Here is a 21,846-nt window from a genome sequence, read left to right on the forward strand (position 1 = left end):
CATAAAACCCAAACTAATCATGAATAAGTATTGTATTCTTTTATTTGTCTTATTAACGAGTAGCCAAATTTTTGCCCAAGATGGTTTTAAATACACAGATGGTCATCTTTTAAATTTAAGGGGTAGTTCTTTCGCTTCCGAGGATGACTACAACAGACTTGATTCGGTGCAAAGGTTACCATTGCCGGCTAGGGTGCAAGAATTAGCACAAAACTCTTCCGGTTTAACTATTAATTTCGAAACCAATGCAAAGTCTATCCGGGTAAAATGGGAATTAGAAAAACTCCTAACGATATGGAATATGACTCCTGTAGCTATCAACGGTTTAGATTTGTATGCGTTTGAGAACAACAAATGGCAATACGTTGCATCTGCCCGTCCTACTGGCGAAAAAAATCGTGTTTTAATGGTTGATCAATTAGATGGCAGATCGCGTAAATATCGGCTACACCTTCCTTTGTATTCCAAATTAAACAAATTGGAAGTAGGTGTCCCAGATTCTTCTACTATTAAAGCATGGACACAATCTTTTACAGACAAAAGAAAGGTGGTTATTTATGGGTCTAGCATCACACAAGGTGCTTCTGCCTCGCGTCCGGGGATGGCGTATCCATCTATTATTTCCAGAAAAATGGGCCTTGAAGTTATTAACCTCGGTTTTAGTGGCAGTGGTAAAATGGAGTTTGACATGGCAAAAACACTGGCAAAAATACCCGCAGCTGTTTATGTTTTAGATTGCGTACCAAATCCAAGTCCACAACAAATTAAAGAAAGATCGTATGTTTTTATCAAATACTTACGTATTCAAAAGCCTCAAACTCCCATTATAATGATAGAAAGTGTTTATAGGGAAACCGCTTATTGGAACAGCAAAACTAAAAGTATGGTTGAGCAGCAAAACCAAGAGTTTAGAAATACTTTTGACAAGCTCCATGCAGAAAACCCTAAGGGCATCTATTACATCAAATCTGCTAAACTAATGGGCACAGATCACGAAGCTACCGTTGACGGCACTCATTTAACAGACTTAGGCTTTATGCGGATTTCGGAGACTGTAATGAAATACCTAAAAAAAGCTTTATAGCTAGAACTACACTCAAAAACCGTGGAAACATCACTGTTTAGCTAATGGTTTTTCCACGGTAAAAGAGTGTTACAAACCCATTCTCAAACGTTTATTCAACCGCCAAAAAACAACCGATTTTGCACTACGCTAAAAGTAAGATAAAACCAAAACGGTTGCATTCCTCTTCGTTTTTATAATGTAATTATCGTTGGATTTCGTCTGATTTCTCCCCAATCAGCAGCGCAAAAACCGAATACCATGAGCTGAAGAAAAATGCCTTTCTATTTAGCAGAAAACACCTTCCCTATCCGCTATCATTTCTATCTAAAACCCTAACGAAAAAAGAATAAAAAACACCAAGAAAACACTAGGTCTAGCGCTTAAATTTTTCTCAAAAACACAAGCTAAAAGCGAACATAAAATAAGCATTTACATTGCACTTAAAGCCTGCAAAAAAAACACGCAAAATCCCAGTGCAGAAACTGCTTATTTCGGAGGTTTAAGAACCGATAAAACACATCGTACTTGTCCCTTTTTATTACGTCTACAAGAACTTATAAAACAATTAACCGAAGTGGTATCATCGGCCTTTGCTTTGGTTAAAATTTAAACCACTTATTGAATTGAGTTAAAAAACCTTTAAACATGGGAATAATAAAATTGAGAAACAGGTGTATCTTTCTATATTTTCACCAGTAATCAAAACAACTGCATCTCCAAAACAGCATCAAAAAAACGATTAAAAAACTTTAAGTGCATTTCGTTTTTACTGGGAATTCCCCATTAAATTTAAATAAAAATCTTAGTGTCGTGAGGTCTCTAACGAACCTAAAGAATAAAAAACCAAGAAGATTAGCTCAAAAACAAACAGTAAGATGTTCTAAAATTGCCTATTTCTAAAACACACAGTATCAAAAAAACAGAAATAACTGTACAAATTCCGCTTATTGTATTGACAAATCAACCTTCAAAAGGGAGTGCTTTTGATTAATAAATTTACTTTTCTTTTGCCTAAAAAATAAAAACATACACTACAAAATCCAAAATAGGGATTAAAGTCAAACATAAAATCTCCAGAAAAAAGTCAATTCCAAACAATAAACCTTCTTCTTTTCTGAAGAGCAAACACAAAAAAATCGTAAATAATAGATTAAATAACGCATTTATTTAAAAACATAAAACACACTAAGCCATATCTATAATACAACCAATCTAAAACAAAAAAGCGTCCTTAACGTACAAAATAAATATAGTTACAGCGACCAAAAACCAAGAACTTTTAGCTGATTTATTTATAAAATATATGGAAACTTTTTAGATCTACGCCAGCTTATTAATATTTGACGCCTCAATTCTGTAAACAAACTTTAATTATTTCTGGAAATAACTTCAAAAAAAACGTCAATTCACAACTTACTTGGTGTATAAATTATCCATAAAATTGTTTACTTTACAACAGCAATAGCATTACATAAAACACACTAAATAACAGATAAAAAAGCTAATTATTAGCCTAAAGAACATAAATCACAAACAATTACATTTCATTTAATTAATTGATAATCAAAATAAAAAGGATTCTATATAAATAATAAGTTTATAATAACTAAATATTACCAGTTGATAATCACTAAAAAAATTAGCAATCAAATTATATGATTCACATTATATCAAACAAACTAATAATAATCAGCGTATTAACGACTATATTCTTAACAACAACTTCACTTAATGGTTTTTCGCAGTTTATTGATGGCGGACAAAACCCGCCTAGTGTAAAATTTAAGCAAATCAATACACCCAATTTCCAAATCATCTACCCTACCCTATTTGAAAGCGAAGCGCAACGGATGGCAAATACTTTAGAGATACTAGTTAAGCAGGTGAGCAAAACATTAGGCCATCAGCCTAAGCCAATTTCCATCATCTTCCAAAACCAAGGGGTGGTCTCAAATGGCTTTGTTACTATGGCACCACGACACTCAGAATTCTACACTATGCCTGGTCAGGAGTTTGACGCTCAAGACTGGCTAAACAGTTTGGCTGTTCACGAACTTAGGCATGTGGTACAGTTTGACAAAATAGGTCCAAACCTTGGCGCACCACTTTTTGAAGAATTAAAATTGGCACTTTTCGGAATCAATTTACCAGCTTGGTTTTTTGAGGGAGACGCCGTTGGAATTGAAACTGCTTTGACACCTGCCGGCCGAGGAAGACAGCCTGCTTTTGAAATGGTTTTACGAACCAATGAACTTTCGGAAAAAAAATACAGCTACTCCAAAAATCATTTAGGATCTTACAGAAATTTAACACCGGGTTATTATCCCCTCGGATATTTTATGACAACAAAAATCAGAAGAGATAACGGTGCTTTAATTTTCGACCAAATTTTAGAGCGTATCAAAAATTTCCCGATCCGCCCTTACAACTTTAGTTCCTCCTTAAAAAAATTCTCAGGCATCCACACCCAAAAATTATACAAAAACACGATGACGGAAATGGACAGTCTCTGGAAAAATCAATCTAATAAATTAAGCATCGAGAATTACGAACCACTGAACAAAATCAGCAACAAAAATCCGAGCTCATATCTACTTCCGTATCTTGCAAAAAACAACCAAATAATTTGTCTAAAAACATCGCTCTCCGAACCTACAAAAATCATCAGTATTGATGAGCAAAAAAACGAAAAATTAATCCTAAAAATAGGCGCACAAACGGAACCTAACCTGAGTTATGCAAACGGCGTTATTACATGGGATGAATACCGAAGCGATAGCCGTTACGAACAAAGAAATTACAGCGTAATTTGCACCTATAATTTGGCAATTAAACAATACAAACAGCTCAGCAAAAAAAGCAGATTATTCTCTCCCAGTTTATCGCCTGATGGCAAAAAAATCATCGCGGTAAATGTGACCAGCGCAAGCATTTTTTCTTTAGTTGAACTTGATGCCGAAACCGGAAAAACTGTTCGCAATTTCCCTAATCCAAAAAACTACACCTTGCAAACACCAACCTACAGCGTAGATGGAAGCGAAATTGTGGTAACTGGGGTTTCACAAAACGGAAAAACACTGCTTCGCTATTCAGGCAATCATATCGAAGAATTACTAGATCCTCAGCCACAGCTCATCTCTCGCCCATCATTTTACGGTGATCAAATTATTTACAAAGCGCATTATAATGGCATCGAGAATATTTACCAGCTAAATCCCAAAACCAAAGTAATTAACCAATTAACCCATGTCCAATTTGGAGCAAATTACCCCACCGTTACAAACCAGAAATTATATTTTAGCACTTACACCGCTCAAGGATACAATCTTACCTCAGCTGATTTAAGTAGTACAGAATCGATTTCCGATAAATTAGAAGAAAACACCTTCGTAAATTACTTTTCGCCTCTTATAACGCAGGAAAACAAGCCAAATATTTTAGAAGAAACCGATTCGATAAAATATGTGAGTCAAAAATATCGGGAGTTGGATCACTTATTTTATTTCCACAGCGCAAGGCTAACCGTAACAGAAAGCAATTACAATAATGAGTATGATTTTGGACTCAGCTTAATTTCCAACAACAAATTAAACACCGCATTTGCATCAGTCGGCTATCTTTACAACAACGCTTTAAACACAAGCGAGTTCAACGCAAACTTTACCTATCAAAAATTTTATCCCAAAATAGTGCTCGGTTATAAAAACAGAGCCCAACTTGCTTATGCAAAAACAGGCGATGCCCAAAACCCTACCCTCGTTCCGTTTTACTGGAGAGAAAACCGCACCTCGTTAAGTATAAATGTACCGACTTATAAAAACTGGCTCAACAAAAGCTTCTATACAGATTTTACAGTTGCCACTTCTTACACCAATCGTTACCAAGAAACACTAAAACCTGCAAATTTCTATAGTGATATAAAATTTCCGATGAGCTATACTTTTACCACCGGAATAAACACCAGAAAAGCCGCCAGAGATTTAGCACCAAAATGGGGTCAAAACATAGAATTCAACTTTGAACATACACCTTTAGATAAAAACCTAAACGGCATTAACTTTAATTTCAAGTCGGCATTTTATTTTCCTGGTTTTTTACCAAACCATAGCTTTAAAACGAGCATAAACTTTCAAAAAAGTGACGGCATTTACCAATACAGCAACGACATCCCCAGGGCAAACGGTTGGGCAAACATGGCTGGAATCGCAGATTTAAAAAACACCTTGCTGTTGAGCTACCGCTTTCCAATTGCATACCCCGACTGGGAATTGGGTCCAATTGCGTACATTAAAAGAATTAAAGGTGGTGTTTTCACCGATTTTGAAAACATCAATGCCGGAAACGGTTTACGCGGTTACGGAGCTGGATTAAGTGCAGATATGAACCTACTAAGGTATTACCTACCGATATTCGAAATCGGTAGCAAAATCATAATCCCTAATGAAAGCATCACAAAAAAACCGATATTAGAGTTCAGTTTTACTTTTAATTATTAACACATGAGCTTTAAAACCTACTCTATTATATTTCTGTCTGTTGCCATCACTATTATTTTTATGCAGAATTTAGACCCCGTTCAGTTTAAAGTTCTGTGGATGGAGTTTACTGTGGCAAAACTGGTAATGATGCTTGTTGTTACTGTATTCGGCTTTATATTAGGTTTAATTGTGGCAAGGCCTCGCAAAAAGAAATTGGCAGAAAGTGCAGTAAACAGTATTCCTTTCGAGATCAACCAGCCCGAAAATGCTGGTTATTTAGATACGGGCGCTAAAAGCAGTTTGAGCGAAGAAGATAAAGATTACATCAGCTAATCGGAATCTATCACTTTAAAATCAGTATCAAACCATAATCAGCACTTCAAAAATCTCAGCTTTTACGTTAAACCAAAAACAACCTCCGAACATAAAATTTCTTTTCGCCAAGCTAGGCAAATAACCAAAAAACTTTTTGAAGGCCGTTGTAAAGTGCGTGGCATGTTTATATCCTACCGTTTCTGAAACTTCTGTAATTTTGTGCTTCCCGGTTGAAAGCAACTCTTTTGCTTTTTCCATTTTACAAGCCAACATGTAACCAAAAACAGTACTGCCAAATAGTATTTTAAAATGTTTTTTTAGATATTGCTCGTTAGTACCTGCTACTCTAGCCAAGTAAGCTAAGCTATAAACTTCATTGATATTGCTTTCGATGAGCGCTTTCACCATCGTCATCTTCTCAATGTCTTCTTGTTTTAGGCCCACGGTTTTTTCTTCTTCGTACTGAAAAAACTGGAGCGTAAGTAGTTCGATGATTTTAGCCTTGAGGTATAACATTTTTAAATGCCCATCAAACTCGCAATTGCTGATTTCATTTAAAACAGTTCTTAATTTATGGTTGATTGCTATGTTGTTAGATAATAAATTTGAAAAGAGATTTGCGCTTTTTTTCTGAAAAGAGTTGATGAGTCTCTGCAATCAGCAGACGGAAAGTATTTGTATGACATTCAGTATACTGGTGCTGATGGAGGTGTTTTCCAAAAATTTAAAGTAAACGGAGAAGGTAAATATACAAGAGAAGGTAATGAAGTTAACACTGCCATTATTTTGGGAACATCCCCTCGTTGGGTTAAATCTGCAGAAGGAGTTGGTGTAGGGGTAAGTATTACTACAGAGACAGCATTTACGGGTACATTTCCTGCTGTAACTTTTGGGTCTATTAAATCTACAGCGGCAGTTGCATCCTTAAACCTTGACAATCCAAGTATTATGAATACGACTTCATTTATAGTTCCTTTTACCCCTGAACAATTAGCCACAGGTTATTCTATCAGGCGTATTGATGTGCCAATTATAAACCAAGCGAAGAATAAAGTATATATTGGCTGTAATATCACTAAAGCCAACTTAAATGCTGCTGCTATCCAAAATGCTACAACCGGTGTCGTATCTTGGCCTAATCTTGCTGTAGGTAATGTTGACGGTACGGTTACTATTGTTCTTGATTACCCAACATTTAAAAACCCGAAATTAATTTGGTCAACACAAAGTAAATACGGTAATCATGGTTATAGCACTATGATTCAACATATTGGTGATGACGGGCATGTGTATCAAGCAACCGGCTCTAATACCACAGGTTATCAGCACATTCTCCGTGTAGATAAAAATACGGACGATTATGACAACACTTATTTATTTGATTTATCTAAAGTATTAATGGATTGCAGGTATTAAAGCATGGAGATACCTTGGAAACAATAAAGGATTTGTAATGTATGATATTGATAAAACCTAGCTAGATAAGCAACGTATTAATTTACTTGGCTAATATTATTAACACAGTTTTTAAGCTAAAAAAAAACTAATTCAACATCTTCTTTAATCTGCCTTTAAAATTGCCAGATTTAATCACCATGCCTTTATCTGTCACGATTACACAACTATATTCTGGAAACTTGTGCATAAGCGCCAAACCTTTTGTAGCTCCCAAAACCATAATGGAAGTACTAAAACCGTTTGCCATTTCGGCACTTGGGCCTATTACTGTAACACTAATGGTTCCGATAGCAGGATAACCCGTAACTGGGTTAATGATATGCGAATATCGCTTGCCATCAAATTCCACATACTTTTCATAACTGCCAGAAGTGGTAACGGCGTCTCGTTTTAAATTTAATATTGTTATAAATTTCTCGTCGTTAAACGGATTCGTTAAACCAACGCTCCAAGTTTTACCATTGGGTTTTGTTCCCCAAGTAGTCATATCGCCAGCTGCATTTACAATACCCGCTTTAACACCTTTTTCTTCCATCAGCTCTCGCCCCTTATCTGCAGCGTAACCTTTCCCCATGGCGCCAAAACCAATCTTCATGCCTTTCAATTTCAGAAATATAGTACATTCAGCGCTGTCTAATTCAATATTTTGGTAACCCACTTTTGCAATAGCGTTTTTAATTTCTTCTGATGAAGGCATCACCTTCATCGATCCGTCAAATTTCCAAATCTTATCCATCGCAGCGTAGCTGATATCAAAAGCACCATCGGTAAGTTTAGAGAAATATAGCGATCTTTTAGTCAACTCAAAAACCTCTCTATCAATTTTAACAGCCTTAATTCCTGCATTTCTATTCACTGCTGCTATTTGAGAAGTAGGCTTCCAATCAGAAATCAGGTCCTCTATCCTACTCATTTCCGCCACTACGCTGTCGATATAGCTTTCGGCTTTTAAATCAGTTTCGGCTACAATCGTAATGTCAAAACGGCTACCCATTAAAGTCACCGGTCGGTGTTTAGCTACTTGCGCATTTGCTTGGTCCGCAAAAACAAAACACCAGCATAAAAGAGTTATCGCTATTGGTTTCATTAATAACAATCGGCTAGCAACTGTTTTTTATCTTTATAATACATAAGTGGTTTGCCATTCAATTCCTCACAAATATCACCCAAAAGCTTTTCTACATCCTGTTGCATCAATAAAGAACCACAAATCATAATCACACCATCCTCACTTAGCAGCTGTGCTAAATACTGTGCGTCTTTACGGATTAAATCCATCACATAACAATGATCCTGTGCTCTCGAAAAAGCAATTTGGTAAGCGCTTAATTTTTGCTGCTGAACCTGTGTGTCTAAAAATATTTTATGTTTTTTTATCAGTTCGCTTTCATTTCTAAAACCTACGTACAGGTTATCAACTGGCGTCTTTTTACTTTGCACAATCATCCCTAAAAAAGGTGCAATTCCGGTACCATTGGCAATCATCGCAACAGCTTTATACTTTGGCTGATGGAAAGAAGCATTAGTTACCAATCTTGCTTTAAATACCGAACCTACCTTTAGGTTGTTCAGATATTCTGAACCTAAACCCGATGGATGAAATTTAACTACCAACTGCACATTACCATTGCATTTAGCCATCGAATAAAGACGTTCCCGGTTATCATCTGCCGGATAAATCGCCAATAGATCGCCAGATGTAAATTTGGTTCGGGCAGGAACCCTAATGGTGAGCATAAAAGTTTGTTCGCTTTCAGAAATTTCTGTCCGATCCAGAATCATCATTTTTTGCAATCCCTTAGGTTTTTTTGCGTACAATGCCGGAGTAGTTGCCAGCATTATGTCTGTTTTTTGACTCCATGCTTTTACCCAAGTTGTAAACTGCAAAGCCGATTTATCATCTACCGTAAACAATTCAGTTATAGCAACTGCCCATTCTTGTACGCTCAACTTCTCTTGAATCTGTTTGGCAAACTCACAAAAATCTGGATAGGCATGCGAACCGAAACCAATTACAGAAAAACCCATTTTATGCCTTTGTGGATATTTATCTATCAGTTGTAACAGCTTACTTCCGTTCGAAGGTGGATCGCCCAAACCATAAGTTGAAGCAAACACCAGCAAGTGCTGTGCTTTAGGGAAAACTTGATAATGATTGAGCTGAGCGAGGTATGAAACCTTTCCTTGTGCGTTCAATTGTTCATGAATAGCATTTGCAAAACGAAAAGTACTCCCATTTTCCGACCCTACCAATAAAACATACGTTGCATCTTTTGCTTTATGTTTATTTTTAACTTTAGTTGCTCTTCTTTTTAGCGTAATGGTAAAGCCAGAATAAATAAAGAATAAAATATTAAGGCAAGCAATGGCTAAAATAATCGCCCAAATTACGTTGGTACGCCCTGTATGTAAATCTAAACTCAGGTTTTCCAATAACAGCGTTTTGGGGTATTTTACTTCGCTTTCTATTTTACCGTTAAACTGATTAACAATTAATTCTTTATCAGCGAGCTTTAAAGTGTAAAATTCTTCCGGATCATCTGCAAATGGAAATTCCACTTTTTTAACCGATTCGAGTTTTGTAGCTTTAAAAACATCAAATTCGCCAATACTCTTTTGTTCTGGAATCGTTTCTGAAACTACAATTTCTTTATGTTTCGCGGTATCTGCTGGAAAAAGCTGAAACCTAGCCATAGAAAGGTACGCTCCCGTTAGCGCAATCACCAAAACGGGAATTAACATCAGCCTGCCTGTAATTACATGATAATATTGGGCAAAATATTCTCTAATTATTTTTTTGAAAAACCTGGAAATACTACGTTGCCTTTGGACAATTAACGCAAAGCCAGACATCGCAATCAGCACTAAAAGAAAACTTGCTATGCCAATCATCAATCGCCCTGTCTCTTTCAAAAAAAGCGAACGATGCAAGGCAATATTCCACTGTATAAACGCACTTTTTTCAACCGGCTTCCCTAAAATCTCACCTGTTGAAACGTTTACGTAGCCCTCAACATCGTTCCCTTCTTCATCAAAAGCCTTCAACAGTATAAAACCATTATGATCAATACTGATCTCACTAATCTCTGCGTATTTTTTCTTTAATAAGGGAAGACTCTGCGCTAAGGTAATCTCTTCGAAATTAGCAACACGATAAGGTGGCATTTTCTCTTGAATTGCATCTATAGCAAGTATTACACCGGTTATCGATGCTATTACTAGAAAAACAGATGAAATTATAGCCAATGCCAAATGGGCGTATCGCCAAATGGATAAGGTCATTTACGCTATTTTACGGTTGAACTTTACTAAATCTGATATACTTAATATACCCTTTACCGTCTGCTTTTCCGGCAAGTGCTTCAGTAGTTAATGGAATCTCAACATCTGTTAAATAATACTTTTGATCTTCTACAGCACTTTCAAAACGTAGTTTATAACCTTTATTAATGGTGGCATCGTCAATAGCTAAACTCACTAAACTTCTATCGCCACCACCAACAGATGCGCCGGTTTTAGCATTTACTTTCTGGGTTTTGGAGAAAAACTTAAACCACTCTTTAAAGCTGTTATACCATTGTTTATCGTCGCCCATCATGTATAAAGTTTTCTCGTATCCTCCTTTTGGATTAATCAAAGAAACAACGATATAAGCCTCCTCGCCTGTGTATGCATTCATTTGCAACATACATTTATACTTTGAAGTTTGTGCACTTACATCAGTAGCAAAACTTAACAAAATCCCAAATACACAAATCTTAAAAAACGTTTTCATTCTATTATTTTAAAAAGTTTACTGATACATTGTTCTTTACTAAAAACTCATTCTCTGTCGCTAAATCATAAGCAGTTTCATCAAATTCTGTTTTGATGCCTTTATCAGCTCCAATAGAAATCAGGTATTTAAGCACCTCATCATTCTTAGAAATCAATGCGGCTCTGTGTAAAGCTGTTAGGCCTTCCTTATTTCTGGCGTTCAAATCTATTTTCAAGTCCGCCAATTTTTGCAACAAAACTAGATCAGATTTTGCAACAGCTATATGGTACAAACTGCTCCCGTCTTTCTGTAAAACATTCAATGCTAAGCCATTAGTTGTCAACAAGTCCATTTTCGCTGTAAATTCGTCTTTTTTGTTTGCCCCTTCTTTCGCTCTGCCTGTCGGACGGTAGCTCTGCACCAAATAGTAAGCTAAATTGTTTCCTACATTATCTTCTACTTTAACATTTGCTCCTTTATTGATCAAAAAAGCAACCACTTCTGGAGAGCTAGCACTCACCGCCATTGTTAAAGCAGATTCTCCTTTTTGATTTACCGCATTAATAGCTTTAACTTTTGCTGATAAAACCTCTAGCAGCGCCAAATTTTTACTAGCTGATGCATTCATAAAGGGCGTATTACCGTCCTCGTTTACTTTATTTACATCAACTCCCTTAGTCAATAAATAGTTGATAATTTCTTCTTGATTCGGCTTGTTAGCGATAAAGTGTAACACATTGTTTCCTGATTTGCTTACAACACTCGGGTTTAATTTCACCTCTTCAACCAAATATTTATAAACGTCGACCGAACTTGAAGATCCACGGCTACCTTGCGCCGCGAAGATTAAAGCGCCGTCTGTTGGCTTTACGCCTTTACTCCGTAAGTTTTTTAATAAATCTATATTTCCACTTCTAGCGGCATAATCAAAAACAGTATAGCCGTCACTATCAACATCCTTAAACGATAATCCCTTTTTAATCAAATAATCAGCTACTGCAAGGTCAGAATCATTTGCGATACTTAACAAAAGGAGATTAGCACCGTTTCTGTATTTTGTTTTAACATCAATACCAGCTTTAAAAAAAGCCTCATAAACAGGTATATTCTTTTTACCCCCTGAAAGCGAAAAAACCAAAGGTTCTGTAGCATGACTATCTTGTAGGCGTAACTCAGATCCTTTAGCAATTAAATACTCCACCAACACGGCATTACCCCTCATTGCTGCCCAATGCAAATAAATACGGCTATCATGTGTGGTTTTGTTTACTGGGTTGCCTTCCTGGGCCAACAAAAACTTAATGGTTTCCAACGGTGCATTGTTATTAATGGCTAGTGTTGTAGGGTCCATTGAACGCTGATCAAGTTCGGCAGGGTTATTTCCTTTAGCTATTTCTGCTTTTACTGCTTCTACATTGGGATTCTGTTTCCAAAAATCGGCTTGTAACAAGGTGTTGTTGTTTTGTGCCTTGGCAGAGAATAGCGTAAAAACGAATGATGCAATTACTATAACTTTCTTCATTTCTTTATTAAAAAATAACTGTTTGTAAATCTCGGTGCGAACATACTTATTTAGACTAAATCTACATAATATTCTATAAAGTATTTTTTCATCTAACCACCTCATTTTAGTGTGTGTTTTAGAAAATATCTAATAAAGAGAGAAATGGGAATAGCTATAGCTGAATCTTTTTCAAATAATTATGGTTTTGGTTACCAAACCAAAATTTGTTTAAAATAGCTTTAATAAGCTTACAGAAACTTCCTAAACAAAAAAGCCTTTCAATTTCTTGAAAGGCTTTTAACATTAAGGGCGGACGATGGGGCTCGAACCCACGACCCCCGGCACCACAAACCAGTGCTCTAACCAACTGAGCTACGACCGCCATTTGTTTTAGTGGAGTGCAAAAATAACCTAAAAATCAAACTAATCAAATTTTTAAAGAAATTTATAGCATACTAAACGCTATACTGCTGATACATTGCGAAATAATCTTTTAATCGGCTTTGTTTTGCTTATTTTTTATCTTCGCAAATGATTCAAATTTTTACAGATGGCGCAGCAAGTGGCAATCCAGGTCCAGGTGGATATGGTGTGATCTTAAGGTCGGGAAAGCATTATAAAGAACTTTCTGACGGATTTAGAATGACAACCAATAACCGCATGGAATTGATGGCCGTATGTGTTGGACTAGAAGCCATAAAAACGCTAAACCAGGAAGTCATGATTTTTTCTGATTCTAAGTACGTAATTGATTCCGTGGAAAAGAAATGGGTTTTTGGCTGGGTAAAAAAAGCTTTTGCTGGCAAAAAAAACAAAGATCTTTGGTTACGCTTTTTACAATCATATAAATTGCATCAAGTAAAGTTTACTTGGGTAAAAGGACATGCAGGGCATCCAGAAAATGAAAGATGCGATGAACTTGCGGTCATCGCATCTAAATCAAAAGATCAAAAAATTGACAGTGTTTTCGAAGTCGAAAATCAAAAATCTAAATTATTGTGATTTTAAAAAACGATTCGGGAGTAAAGAGCAAAAGAATAAAGACCGGCTTTTTAGCTTTGAACCTAAATATACACTAACCACTAACGAAGTTCTTCCACTAAGAAACCAATAACTAACCAACTAAAAACTAACTAAACCACTTTCAAAACCTCCTGAGGCGAATATTGAGCCATAAAATCTTCTGCTAACAGAACCATCTCTGTAGAGCCTATAAAAATTGATTCTCGCTGGTGAATTTCTGTAACCTCAATATCTAAAATTCTTTGGAAACCATTTGTTGCTCTACCTCCCGCTTGCTCGATAATAAATGCCAGCGGGTTACATTCGTAAACTAGCCTTAACTTTCCGTTTGGCGCACTTGCCGTAGTTGGATAAATATAAATGCCACCTTTAATTAAGTTACGATGAAGATCTGCGACCATTGAGCCTATATACCTTGAAGTATAAGGACGAGAAGTAGCGGAATCTTCTACTTGGCAATATTTAATATATTTTTTCACACCTTCTGGAAAGTGGACATAATTACCTTCATTCATACTGTAAATGGTTCCGGTTTCTGGAATCTTCATTTGTGGATGCGAAAGACAAAACTCTCCGATAGAAGGATCTAAAGTAAAACCGTTTACCCCACAACCAGTAGTGTAAACCAACATGGTTGAAGAGCCATAAACAATATAGCCAGCGGCTACCTGTTCTGTTCCCTTTTGCAAGATGTCATTGATATCCGCTTCTCCTTCTTTAGAAATTCGTCTGAAAATAGAAAAAGTTGTGCCAACTGCTACGTTTACGTCGATGTTTGAAGAACCATCTAAAGGATCAATCGCAACCACATATTTTGCATTTTTTGACACATGTTCGTTTAGTATAACAACTTCTTCGTTTTCTTCCGAGACCACCAGCGCACATTCGCCACCAGCACTTAAAGCAGCAATAAATTGTTCGTTTGCATAAACATCCAGTATCTTTTGAGTTTCGCCCTGTACGTTTATTGTACCAACTTCTCCCAAAATATCTGCAAGGCCAGCCTTGTTAATTTCCCGATTTACAATTTTTGCCGCAATACCAATATCTCTCAATAACCTGGAAAGCTCTCCTTTTGCGTAAGGAAAATCTGCTTGCCTTTCAATAATAAACTGACCTAATGTAATTAATCTTGCCATATACTTAGTGTAATTTTTACGCTATCTGTTTGCTAATTCTATGGCGTCTAATGTATGAATTTTATTTTCAGAAACACTAAATCTAATTAAAGTTCTGGTCTTGTGCCAACCTTGTTTTCCAGCCGCACCGGGATTAATATGCAAGCATTGTATTTTCTTATCGTAAATAACTTTAAGAATATGCGAGTGCCCAGAAATAAACAAATCCGGTGGCTTAGTGTAAATATCTGGCTTTACATTTGAGGAATATCTGCCCGGATATCCACCAATATGCGTCATCCAAACATCCACATCCTCTGCATTAAATCTTAGATGTTCTGGATACACTTCCCTAACATCTTTTCCGTCGATATTACCATAAACTCCTTTCAGCGGTTTAAATGCAGCCAATTGCTCTGCCAATGCTAAAGTCCCAAAATCGCCAGCATGCCAAATTTCATCCCGATCATCAAAGTATTTAAAAACAGCATCATCTAAATAGCTGTGTGTATCTGAAATCAATCCTATTTTTATCATTAAAAAATCGTAAAGAAGTCTTTTAAAGTTGCTTTATATTGTAATGAATGTTCTCCTTGCGAAGCGTAAATACAGAAATCGTCAAATAACAGTTCATTATTGCTATTCCGAGTAAAAGTAATGATGTGCCTAATGTGTGCTTTGTCTGGATACGATTTTATTTTGATGCAATGCTTAGGATACAAACCAAAATCTTTGGCGGTAGTCTGTAGCATTAAAGAAATTTCTACCGGTAAAACCAGAGTTAACGTCCCATCAGCTGTTAAATGATTTTTGGCAAGCATCAATAAATCCAAAAAAAAAGTTTCATCAGTATGTTTTGAAATATTCCGAGCTTCTTTTGGAGATTGCAAGGCGTTTAAATGAAAAGGCGGATTGGAAACAATTAGATCATACCTATTTTCTGGATGCAACTCAAAAAATGCCTTAAAACTGTGATGATATGCTTTTAAATGATTGTTGAAAATTGAATTCTCAAAATTTGCGTTCGCTTTTTCAAACGCAGTTTCATCGATATCAATACCGTCAACATAAACTTGGGGCTTTCTTTGTGCCAACATCAAAGCAACTACACCTGTTCCCGTTCCTATGTCCAATATTTTATTCGCACCATGCAAATCGCACATTGCCCCTAATAAAACACCATCAGTGTTTATTTTCATTGGGCAACCTTCCTGATTTATTACAAACTGCTTAAAATGGAACAAAGACATAGGTGCAAAATTATTGAATTAAAAGGATAACGTAAGAGTTAAGATGCAAGTATCAAGAATAAATATGAATGCGATTGAACAAAACATATGGATTAGCTTGCTCTAAAGATTAATTGGCTTGATGTAGATTATTTGCTAAGGATTGAAGTGACATCCTTTTTTGTCCTCCGACTCCGCTCGGGGCGACACAAAAAAGATTTAGCAAAGGCGTGTTAAAGCGCCCTAATTAACAAAAAAAGAAGAGAGTTAATATCGAGGAATCAAGATGCAAACAACAAAATTGGCGCTTTTTACACAACACAAAATTGTTAAGTATATTTCTCCTTAAAAATCTATCTTTGCGTTTCAAATGAAGCATATACGTAATTTCTGCATTATTGCACATATAGATCACGGGAAGAGTACTCTTGCTGATCGTTTATTGGAGTTCACTGCCACTGTTACCCAGCGTGAGTCGCAAGCTCAATTGTTGGACAACATGGATTTAGAGCGTGAACGAGGCATCACCATAAAAAGTCATGCCATCCAAATGAATTATACCCACGAAGGTCAGGAATATATTCTTAATCTTATTGATACACCTGGACACGTAGATTTTTCTTACGAAGTTTCGCGTTCTATTGCGGCCTGCGAAGGTGCGCTACTGATTGTGGATGCTTCTCAGGGTATACAGGCGCAAACCATATCCAATCTGTATCTAGCTTTAGAACAGGATTTGGTTATTATACCGATTTTAAACAAAATGGATTTGCCTGGGGCGATGCCCGAAGAGGTAAAAGACCAGATTGTTGATTTAATTGGTGGTGAACGTTCAGATATTATTCCAGCATCGGGTAAAACCGGTTTAGGAATTCAAGATATTTTAACTGCGGTTATTGAGCGAGTTCCTGCTCCAGTTGGTGACCCAGATGCTCCATTGCAGGCTTTGATTTTCGACTCCGTTTTTAATTCGTTCCGTGGAATTATCGCTTACTTTAAAGTGTTAAACGGAGAGATTAAAAAGAACGACCGCGTAAAGTTTGTTGCTACAGGTAAAGAATATATTGCCGATGAAGTTGGGGTTTTAAAGTTAAATCCTACTCCGAAAGGAAGTGTAAAAACAGGTGATGTTGGTTATATTATTTCTGGAATTAAGGAAGCCAGAGAGGTTAAAGTTGGTGACACTATCATATTAAGAGACAGGCCAGCTCCAGGAATTCAAGGTTTTGAAGAGGTGAAGCCAATGGTTTTTGCTGGCATTTACCCAGTTGATACCGATGAATTTGAAGAGCTACGTGAAGCGATGCATAAACTGCAACTGAATGATGCTTCTTTGGTGTTTGAACCAGAATCTTCTGCAGCTTTAGGTTTCGGTTTCCGATGCGGATTCTTAGGAATGTTGCACATGGAAATTATCCAAGAACGTTTGGAACGTGAGTTCGACATGACGGTAATTACCACTGTCCCTAACGTGTCGTATATTGCGCATACTACTAAAGGAGACCCATTTACAGTAAATAATCCTTCGGAACTGCCAGACCCATCAAAACTGGAGTTTGTAGAAGAACCATATATAAAAGCAAACATCATTACAAAGGCCGAGTTTGTTGGACCCGTAATGTCGCTTTGTATCCAAAAAAGAGGGATGATCACCAATCAGCATTATTTAACTGCTGACAGGGTTGAGCTGATTTTTGAAATGCCAATGGGCGAAATTGTTTTTGACTTTTACGATAAACTGAAAACAATTTCTAAAGGATATGCATCGTTTGATTATCATCAAATTGGTTTTAAACAATCTGATTTGGTAAAAATGGATATTATGTTGAACGGCGAACACGTTGATGCGCTCTCCTCTTTAATCCACAGAAGTAATTCTTACGATTTTGGTAAACGCATTTGCGAGAAGTTAAGAGAGTTAATTCCAAGACAGCAGTTTGACATTGCCATCCAAGCTTCTATCGGTGCTAAAATTATCGCTCGTGAAAACGTAAAAGCTTTACGTAAAGATGTAACCGCAAAATGTTACGGTGGTGATATCTCGCGTAAACGTAAATTATTAGAAAAGCAGAAAAAAGGAAAAAAACGCATGCGCCAAGTTGGAAACGTAGAGATTCCACAATCGGCGTTTATGGCGGTTTTGAAATTAGACTAAATTTAGTCGCAAGACTCAAGTAGCAAGCATCAAGAGCTGAACGGATATTTGAAGAGTACTTTTGAGAGTTTAAAGAGACCATTTATAAAGTCTTAATACTTGGTACTAAAATCTTGATACTATTATAAACATGTAAAGAGTTTGAAAAGATATTTTATAAGGTCTTTATACTTGATACAAAAATATTGATACCAAATGAAATTACTCGACGGAAAATACGTATCAGAAGAATTAAAGAAAAAAATTGCGGTTGAAGCAGCAGAAATGCTTGAGAAAACAGGCAGAAAACCACATTTGGCTGCAGTTTTGGTGGGCAATGATGGTGGTAGCGAAACCTACGTAGCCAGCAAAATGCGCAACTGCGAAAAAGTGGGTTTTAAATCTTCTTTGGTTAGATATGATGAAACAGTGACCGAAGCTGAACTTTTGGCTAAAATTGAAGAACTGAACAAGGACACTTCCATCGATGGCTTTATTGTTCAATTACCTTTGCCAAAGCACATCGATCCAGAAAAAGTTACCGAAGCCATAGATTACAAAAAAGATGTTGATGGCTTCCACCCTATTAATTTAGGACGGATGCAAAGAAACTTACCTTGCTTTTTACCTGCAACTCCTTTCGGGATTATGCTGATGCTTGAATTTTACGGAATTGAAACTGCTGGCAAAAACTGTGTGGTAATTGGTAGAAGTAATATTGTAGGTAGTCCAATGAGTATTTTGATGGCTCGCAATGCAACCCCCGGAAACGCAACAGTCACTTTAACGCATAGCAGAACCAAAAACATCAAAGAATTAACACTTAAAGCTGATATTATTATTGTAGCCATTGGCAAAAAGAACTTTTTGACTGCCGATATGGTAAAAGACGGTGTTGTAGTGGTTGATGTTGGGATGAATCGTGAAACATCAGACAAAACAAAATCTGGTTATAAACTTTTTGGAGATGTTGATTTTGAAAACGTAGCTCCAAAGTGTTCTTATATTACTCCAGTACCAGGTGGCGTAGGTTTAATGACGATTGTAAGTTTATTAAGAAACACACTTTCAGCAGCGAAGAAAGAATTTTATTCTTAGAAAGGTTTGTGCTTTAAGGCTTAGGTCCTGAGGGATTTTCAACTTTTTACTTTCAACTTTTTACTTTTAAAAATTGACCAACAACGATATTTTACGCCGATTGCGTTACACTTTTGAACTGAATGACGACAAAATGATTCAGATTTTTGCTTCTGCTGATAAAGAAGTTACGCGGGCAGAAATTAGCGAATGGTTAAAAAAAGACGATCAGCCGGATTATAAACCTATTTATGATATTGATTTAGCTGTATTTTTAAACGGTTTTATCAATATAAAAAGAGGTAAAAAAGAAGGTGAACAACCAAAGCCCGAAAAAAAATTAAATAATAATATTGTTTTCAGAAAACTGAGAATTGCTTTGGGATTTACGGATGAGGATATTGTGGAGGCTTTAGATTTGGTAAACTTCAGAATCAGCAAGCATGAGCTCAGCGCTTTCTTCAGAAACCCAACACAGAATCAATACCGACCTTGTAAAGACCAAATTCTCCGAAATTTTATCCACGGTATCCAGATTAAATTTAGAGGCGAGAAAGACGCTGAGGATTAAGCCACGTTAAAATATTGATTATGATCCCTTTTAAAAAAATAGATCACATTTTAATAAATGTACCCATCGGTAAACTGGAGGAAGCTGGAGAATTCTATCAAAACACCTTAGAACTACCTGTAGTTTTAGGTGACAGACCTTTTAAAGCGCTCTGGTTTAAAATAGCCGAGATAGAACTACACATTACGGAAGAAGCCCCACTCGGGTTATCTGAAAGGCATCCCGCGTTCGAAGTAACGGATCTACAAGCCACAAAAACTTTTTTAGAATCAAAAGGAATCGAAATCTCCTACTCTACAAAAATAGAAGGAAGGGAACGCCTGTTTTTTAAAGATCCTTTTGGTAACCGATTTGAGCTGATTGAGTTCTTATAATCGCTCAATTCATCACATTTAAGAAAAATCTTATACGTAAATCTGCTATTATTAAACTGCAACCTATGGATGAGATGTCTCCTATCGTCGATATGAAGGAGGTTCTTGCTTAGCTTGCGTTTTCTCTATCAGTACGATTTAATAAAACCTTAATCCTGGTAAGCCATCAACTTCCTCGGATTACTGATTTTATAACCATAATCCTCAGGATGTTCAATAACCTGTTTCATGGAAATCAAACTGTAAACATACTTACCTGTTTCGTGGTTTAAATCCAGCTGAAAATAATCGTCTTGATTTTGTTTCTTAATCTGCCTACGCATTCGGCCTTCTCCACCATTATATGCAGCAGCAGCTAAAGTCCAGCTATTAAACTGCTTATGCAGATCTCTAAGATATTTGGCAGCTGCAACGGTAGCTAAACGAACGTCCATGCGCTCATCAATCTGATCATTGACTGTTAAACCATAATCTCTAGCTGTTTGAGGCATAAACTGCCAAACTCCCGCAGCACCTTTTGGCGAGTATAAACCTCGCTTCATTCCGGTTTCTACCAAAGGCATGTATTTAAAATCATCTGGAACACCGTATTTCTTCAAAATAGGTTCGATAACAGGAAACCACACCTCAGATCTTTGGTGTAATTTAAGCGTTTGCATTTGTCGGTATGAGTGCGCTCTAAGCGCTGTTTTCATTTTCTTGTTTATGCGTTTATCGCCAGAAGGCAACAGTTCATTAGCAAATTCCAAATGGTTTAAGAAATCATTTTCGGCAATAGTTCTTACCGATTTTAAACTTGGAACAATCGCCTTACTAATTGTACTGGAATAGCTGTAACCAAACATTTTTGTGAGTACACAAAAAACTAACATTAGGGTACAAGCAACTATGTATTTTAACTTCATAATTCTTGCTTTATTTCCACTTAATAAAAAAGCTCGGCAAAGGTAAGCTTTATTTATCAGATTATCAAATAGTTACGAAAAACGGTGCGTAACAAGCTTTAAATCAAGCTTTCGCAAAGTCAATAAACAACTGTTAAAACTCCTAAATAAAGCTATCGTAATCTTAAACATTTTAGTACCTTTGTCCCCCTTAAAACAGGTATTAATTTTATAAGACCATGCCATTTAATAAAGACAGGAACAGTCGCGATGACAACTCCGGAAGAGACCACAAAAAGTCTGACAGATCTGAATCTACCGGCAGATCCAATCGCGAAGACAGTAACAACCCACCTTTTTCAAAATTCAGAAAAGACGATTCTAGCTTCAGCCAGGACAGAAAACCTTATAGCGATAAGCGAGAAGGTTCTGGGGATAGAAAACCTTATGGAACCCGCGATAGCGGAAGTTCTTACGGCGACAGAAAACCTTACGGCGATAAGCGAGAAGGTTCTGGAGATAGAAAACCTTATGGAACCCGCGATAGCGGAAGTTCTTACGGTGACAGAAAACCTTACGGCGATAAGCGAGAAGGCTCTGGAGATAAAAAGCCTTACGGAACTCGCGATAGCGGAAGTTCTTACGGCGACAGAAAACCTTACGGCGATAAGCGAGAAGGCTCTGGAGATAAAAAGCCTTACGGAACTCGCGATAGCGGAAGTTCTTACGACGACAGAAAACCTTACGGCGATAAGCGAGAAGGCTCTGGAGATAAAAAGCCTTACGGAACTCGCGATAGCGGAAGTTCTTACGGCGACAGAAAACCTTACGGCGATAAGCGAGAAGGCTCTGGAGATA

18 protein-coding genes, 1 tRNA gene and 1 pseudogene are annotated in these 21,846 nt (G+C 36.8%); 10 read left to right on the forward strand and 10 right to left on the reverse strand.

Annotation, left to right across the window (positions count from 1 at the left end; all coding sequences use genetic code 11):
- Nucleotides 1-19 precede the first annotated feature (19 nt).
- The 3 genes from B176_RS0113470 to B176_RS20350 all read left to right on the forward strand — a co-directional run bounded on the left by B176_RS0113470 (nucleotide 20) and on the right by B176_RS20350 (nucleotide 5,877).
- Entirely contained in the window at nucleotides 20-1,084 is a 1,065-nt protein-coding gene (locus B176_RS0113470) for an SGNH/GDSL hydrolase family protein (RefSeq protein ID WP_017259348.1), read from the forward strand.
- Nucleotides 1,085-2,721: 1,637 nt separating this feature from the next.
- A complete protein-coding gene (locus tag B176_RS0113475) occupies nucleotides 2,722-5,562 on the forward strand; it encodes a TolB-like translocation protein (protein WP_017259349.1) in 2,841 nt (946 codons plus the stop codon).
- A gap of 3 nt (nucleotides 5,563-5,565) precedes the next feature.
- The gene (locus B176_RS20350; protein ID WP_017259350.1) at nucleotides 5,566-5,877 is read left to right on the forward strand and encodes a LapA family protein; all 312 of its coding nucleotides are present in this window, start codon (nucleotides 5,566-5,568) and stop codon (nucleotides 5,875-5,877) included.
- Nucleotides 5,878-5,904: 27 nt separating this feature from the next.
- Here the strand turns inward: B176_RS20350 and B176_RS19610 are convergent, their stop codons facing one another.
- On the reverse strand, nucleotides 5,905-6,375 hold the full coding sequence (locus B176_RS19610) for a helix-turn-helix domain-containing protein (protein ID WP_154647985.1): 471 nt from the start codon (nucleotides 6,373-6,375) through the stop codon (nucleotides 5,905-5,907).
- Between the two features lie 159 nt (nucleotides 6,376-6,534).
- Between B176_RS19610 and B176_RS0113490 the strand changes: the two genes are divergently transcribed.
- A complete protein-coding gene (locus B176_RS0113490) occupies nucleotides 6,535-7,275 on the forward strand; it encodes a hypothetical protein (RefSeq protein ID WP_017259352.1) in 741 nt (246 codons plus the stop codon).
- 127 nt (nucleotides 7,276-7,402) lie between these two features.
- On the opposite strand, the gene B176_RS0113495 is transcribed toward B176_RS0113490, so the two are convergent.
- From B176_RS0113495 to B176_RS0113520, 5 genes are all read right to left on the reverse strand, one after another.
- Nucleotides 7,403-8,404, reverse strand: a complete 1,002-nt coding sequence (locus B176_RS0113495) for an FAD:protein FMN transferase (protein WP_017259353.1) — start codon at nucleotides 8,402-8,404, stop codon at nucleotides 7,403-7,405.
- Nucleotides 8,404-10,599 (reverse strand): PepSY domain-containing protein, encoded by a 2,196-nt coding sequence (locus B176_RS0113500; RefSeq protein ID WP_017259354.1) that lies wholly within the window; start codon nucleotides 10,597-10,599, stop codon nucleotides 8,404-8,406. The genes B176_RS0113495 and B176_RS0113500 overlap by 1 nt, the downstream gene beginning before the upstream one ends.
- 10 nt (nucleotides 10,600-10,609) lie before the next feature.
- Nucleotides 10,610-11,092, reverse strand: a complete 483-nt coding sequence (locus tag B176_RS0113505) for a DUF2271 domain-containing protein (protein WP_017259355.1) — start codon at nucleotides 11,090-11,092, stop codon at nucleotides 10,610-10,612.
- Between the two features lie 4 nt (nucleotides 11,093-11,096).
- Complete coding sequence (locus B176_RS0113510) at nucleotides 11,097-12,596, reverse strand: ankyrin repeat domain-containing protein (RefSeq protein ID WP_017259356.1); 1,500 nt, start codon at nucleotides 12,594-12,596, stop codon at nucleotides 11,097-11,099.
- A 290-nt stretch (nucleotides 12,597-12,886) separates the two neighbouring features.
- Nucleotides 12,887-12,960: transfer RNA gene (locus B176_RS0113520), tRNA-His, on the reverse strand.
- Between the two features lie 149 nt (nucleotides 12,961-13,109).
- On the opposite strand from B176_RS0113520, the gene rnhA reads away from it, so the two are divergent.
- A complete protein-coding gene (rnhA, locus tag B176_RS0113525) occupies nucleotides 13,110-13,580 on the forward strand; it encodes a ribonuclease HI (RefSeq protein ID WP_017259358.1) in 471 nt (156 codons plus the stop codon).
- Between the two features lie 131 nt (nucleotides 13,581-13,711).
- On the opposite strand, the gene fbp is transcribed toward rnhA, so the two are convergent.
- From fbp to B176_RS0113540, 3 genes are read right to left on the reverse strand one after another with little or no spacing between them, the layout of a single operon-like run.
- On the reverse strand, nucleotides 13,712-14,740 hold the full coding sequence (gene fbp / locus B176_RS0113530) for a class 1 fructose-bisphosphatase (RefSeq protein WP_017259359.1): 1,029 nt from the start codon (nucleotides 14,738-14,740) through the stop codon (nucleotides 13,712-13,714).
- A 21-nt stretch (nucleotides 14,741-14,761) separates the two neighbouring features.
- Nucleotides 14,762-15,256, reverse strand: coding sequence for a metallophosphoesterase family protein (locus B176_RS0113535; protein WP_017259360.1), 495 nt, complete (start codon nucleotides 15,254-15,256; stop codon nucleotides 14,762-14,764).
- The gene (locus B176_RS0113540) at nucleotides 15,256-15,918 is read right to left on the reverse strand and encodes a tRNA1(Val) (adenine(37)-N6)-methyltransferase (RefSeq protein ID WP_237739833.1); all 663 of its coding nucleotides are present in this window, start codon (nucleotides 15,916-15,918) and stop codon (nucleotides 15,256-15,258) included. The genes B176_RS0113535 and B176_RS0113540 overlap by 1 nt, the downstream gene beginning before the upstream one ends.
- Before the next feature lie 400 nt (nucleotides 15,919-16,318).
- Between B176_RS0113540 and lepA the strand changes: the two genes are divergently transcribed.
- The 4 genes from lepA (at nucleotide 16,319) to B176_RS0113560 (ending at nucleotide 20,104) form a co-directional block, all read left to right on the forward strand.
- The gene (gene lepA, locus B176_RS0113545; protein ID WP_017259362.1) at nucleotides 16,319-18,103 is read left to right on the forward strand and encodes a translation elongation factor 4; all 1,785 of its coding nucleotides are present in this window, start codon (nucleotides 16,319-16,321) and stop codon (nucleotides 18,101-18,103) included.
- 195 nt (nucleotides 18,104-18,298) lie between these two features.
- Complete coding sequence (locus B176_RS0113550; RefSeq protein ID WP_017259363.1) at nucleotides 18,299-19,180, forward strand: bifunctional 5,10-methylenetetrahydrofolate dehydrogenase/5,10-methenyltetrahydrofolate cyclohydrolase; 882 nt, start codon at nucleotides 18,299-18,301, stop codon at nucleotides 19,178-19,180.
- A gap of 73 nt (nucleotides 19,181-19,253) precedes the next feature.
- On the forward strand, nucleotides 19,254-19,730 hold the full coding sequence (locus B176_RS0113555; RefSeq protein ID WP_017259364.1) for a YehS family protein: 477 nt from the start codon (nucleotides 19,254-19,256) through the stop codon (nucleotides 19,728-19,730).
- A gap of 20 nt (nucleotides 19,731-19,750) precedes the next feature.
- Entirely contained in the window at nucleotides 19,751-20,104 is a 354-nt protein-coding gene (locus tag B176_RS0113560; RefSeq protein WP_017259365.1) for a VOC family protein, read from the forward strand.
- A 149-nt stretch (nucleotides 20,105-20,253) separates the two neighbouring features.
- Here the strand turns inward: B176_RS0113560 and B176_RS0113565 are convergent, their stop codons facing one another.
- Nucleotides 20,254-21,009, reverse strand: coding sequence for a lytic transglycosylase domain-containing protein (locus tag B176_RS0113565; RefSeq protein ID WP_040540500.1), 756 nt, complete (start codon nucleotides 21,007-21,009; stop codon nucleotides 20,254-20,256).
- A gap of 218 nt (nucleotides 21,010-21,227) precedes the next feature.
- Here B176_RS0113565 and B176_RS21215 point away from each other — a divergent pair.
- A pseudogene (locus B176_RS21215) lies at nucleotides 21,228-21,846 on the forward strand (hypothetical protein); the annotation flags it as partial.

It is taken from the genome of Pedobacter arcticus A12 (genome assembly GCF_000302595.1).
Taxonomy (GTDB): Bacteria; Bacteroidota; Bacteroidia; order Sphingobacteriales; family Sphingobacteriaceae; genus Pseudopedobacter; species Pseudopedobacter arcticus.

What these genes read in the sequence shown, in the direction of transcription:
- B176_RS0113470 (WP_017259348.1), top strand. Translation starts at nt 20, where the DNA reads ATGAATAAGTATTGTATTCTTTTATTTGTCTTATTAACGAGTAGCCAA.
- B176_RS0113475 (WP_017259349.1), top strand. Translation starts at nt 2,722, where the DNA reads ATGATTCACATTATATCAAACAAACTAATAATAATCAGCGTATTAACG.
- B176_RS20350 (WP_017259350.1), top strand. Translation starts at nt 5,566, where the DNA reads ATGAGCTTTAAAACCTACTCTATTATATTTCTGTCTGTTGCCATCACT.
- B176_RS19610 (WP_154647985.1), bottom strand. Translation starts at nt 6,375, where the DNA reads ATGTTATACCTCAAGGCTAAAATCATCGAACTACTTACGCTCCAGTTT.
- B176_RS0113495 (WP_017259353.1), bottom strand. Translation starts at nt 8,404, where the DNA reads ATGAAACCAATAGCGATAACTCTTTTATGCTGGTGTTTTGTTTTTGCG.
- B176_RS0113500 (WP_017259354.1), bottom strand. Translation starts at nt 10,599, where the DNA reads ATGACCTTATCCATTTGGCGATACGCCCATTTGGCATTGGCTATAATT.
- B176_RS0113505 (WP_017259355.1), bottom strand. Translation starts at nt 11,092, where the DNA reads ATGAAAACGTTTTTTAAGATTTGTGTATTTGGGATTTTGTTAAGTTTT.
- B176_RS0113510 (WP_017259356.1), bottom strand. Translation starts at nt 12,596, where the DNA reads ATGAAGAAAGTTATAGTAATTGCATCATTCGTTTTTACGCTATTCTCT.
- rnhA (WP_017259358.1), top strand. Translation starts at nt 13,110, where the DNA reads ATGATTCAAATTTTTACAGATGGCGCAGCAAGTGGCAATCCAGGTCCA.
- fbp (WP_017259359.1), bottom strand. Translation starts at nt 14,740, where the DNA reads ATGGCAAGATTAATTACATTAGGTCAGTTTATTATTGAAAGGCAAGCA.
- B176_RS0113535 (WP_017259360.1), bottom strand. Translation starts at nt 15,256, where the DNA reads ATGATAAAAATAGGATTGATTTCAGATACACACAGCTATTTAGATGAT.
- B176_RS0113540 (WP_237739833.1), bottom strand. Translation starts at nt 15,918, where the DNA reads ATGAAAATAAACACTGATGGTGTTTTATTAGGGGCAATGTGCGATTTG.
- lepA (WP_017259362.1), top strand. Translation starts at nt 16,319, where the DNA reads ATGAAGCATATACGTAATTTCTGCATTATTGCACATATAGATCACGGG.
- B176_RS0113550 (WP_017259363.1), top strand. Translation starts at nt 18,299, where the DNA reads ATGAAATTACTCGACGGAAAATACGTATCAGAAGAATTAAAGAAAAAA.
- B176_RS0113560 (WP_017259365.1), top strand. Translation starts at nt 19,751, where the DNA reads ATGATCCCTTTTAAAAAAATAGATCACATTTTAATAAATGTACCCATC.
- B176_RS0113565 (WP_040540500.1), bottom strand. Translation starts at nt 21,009, where the DNA reads ATGAAGTTAAAATACATAGTTGCTTGTACCCTAATGTTAGTTTTTTGT.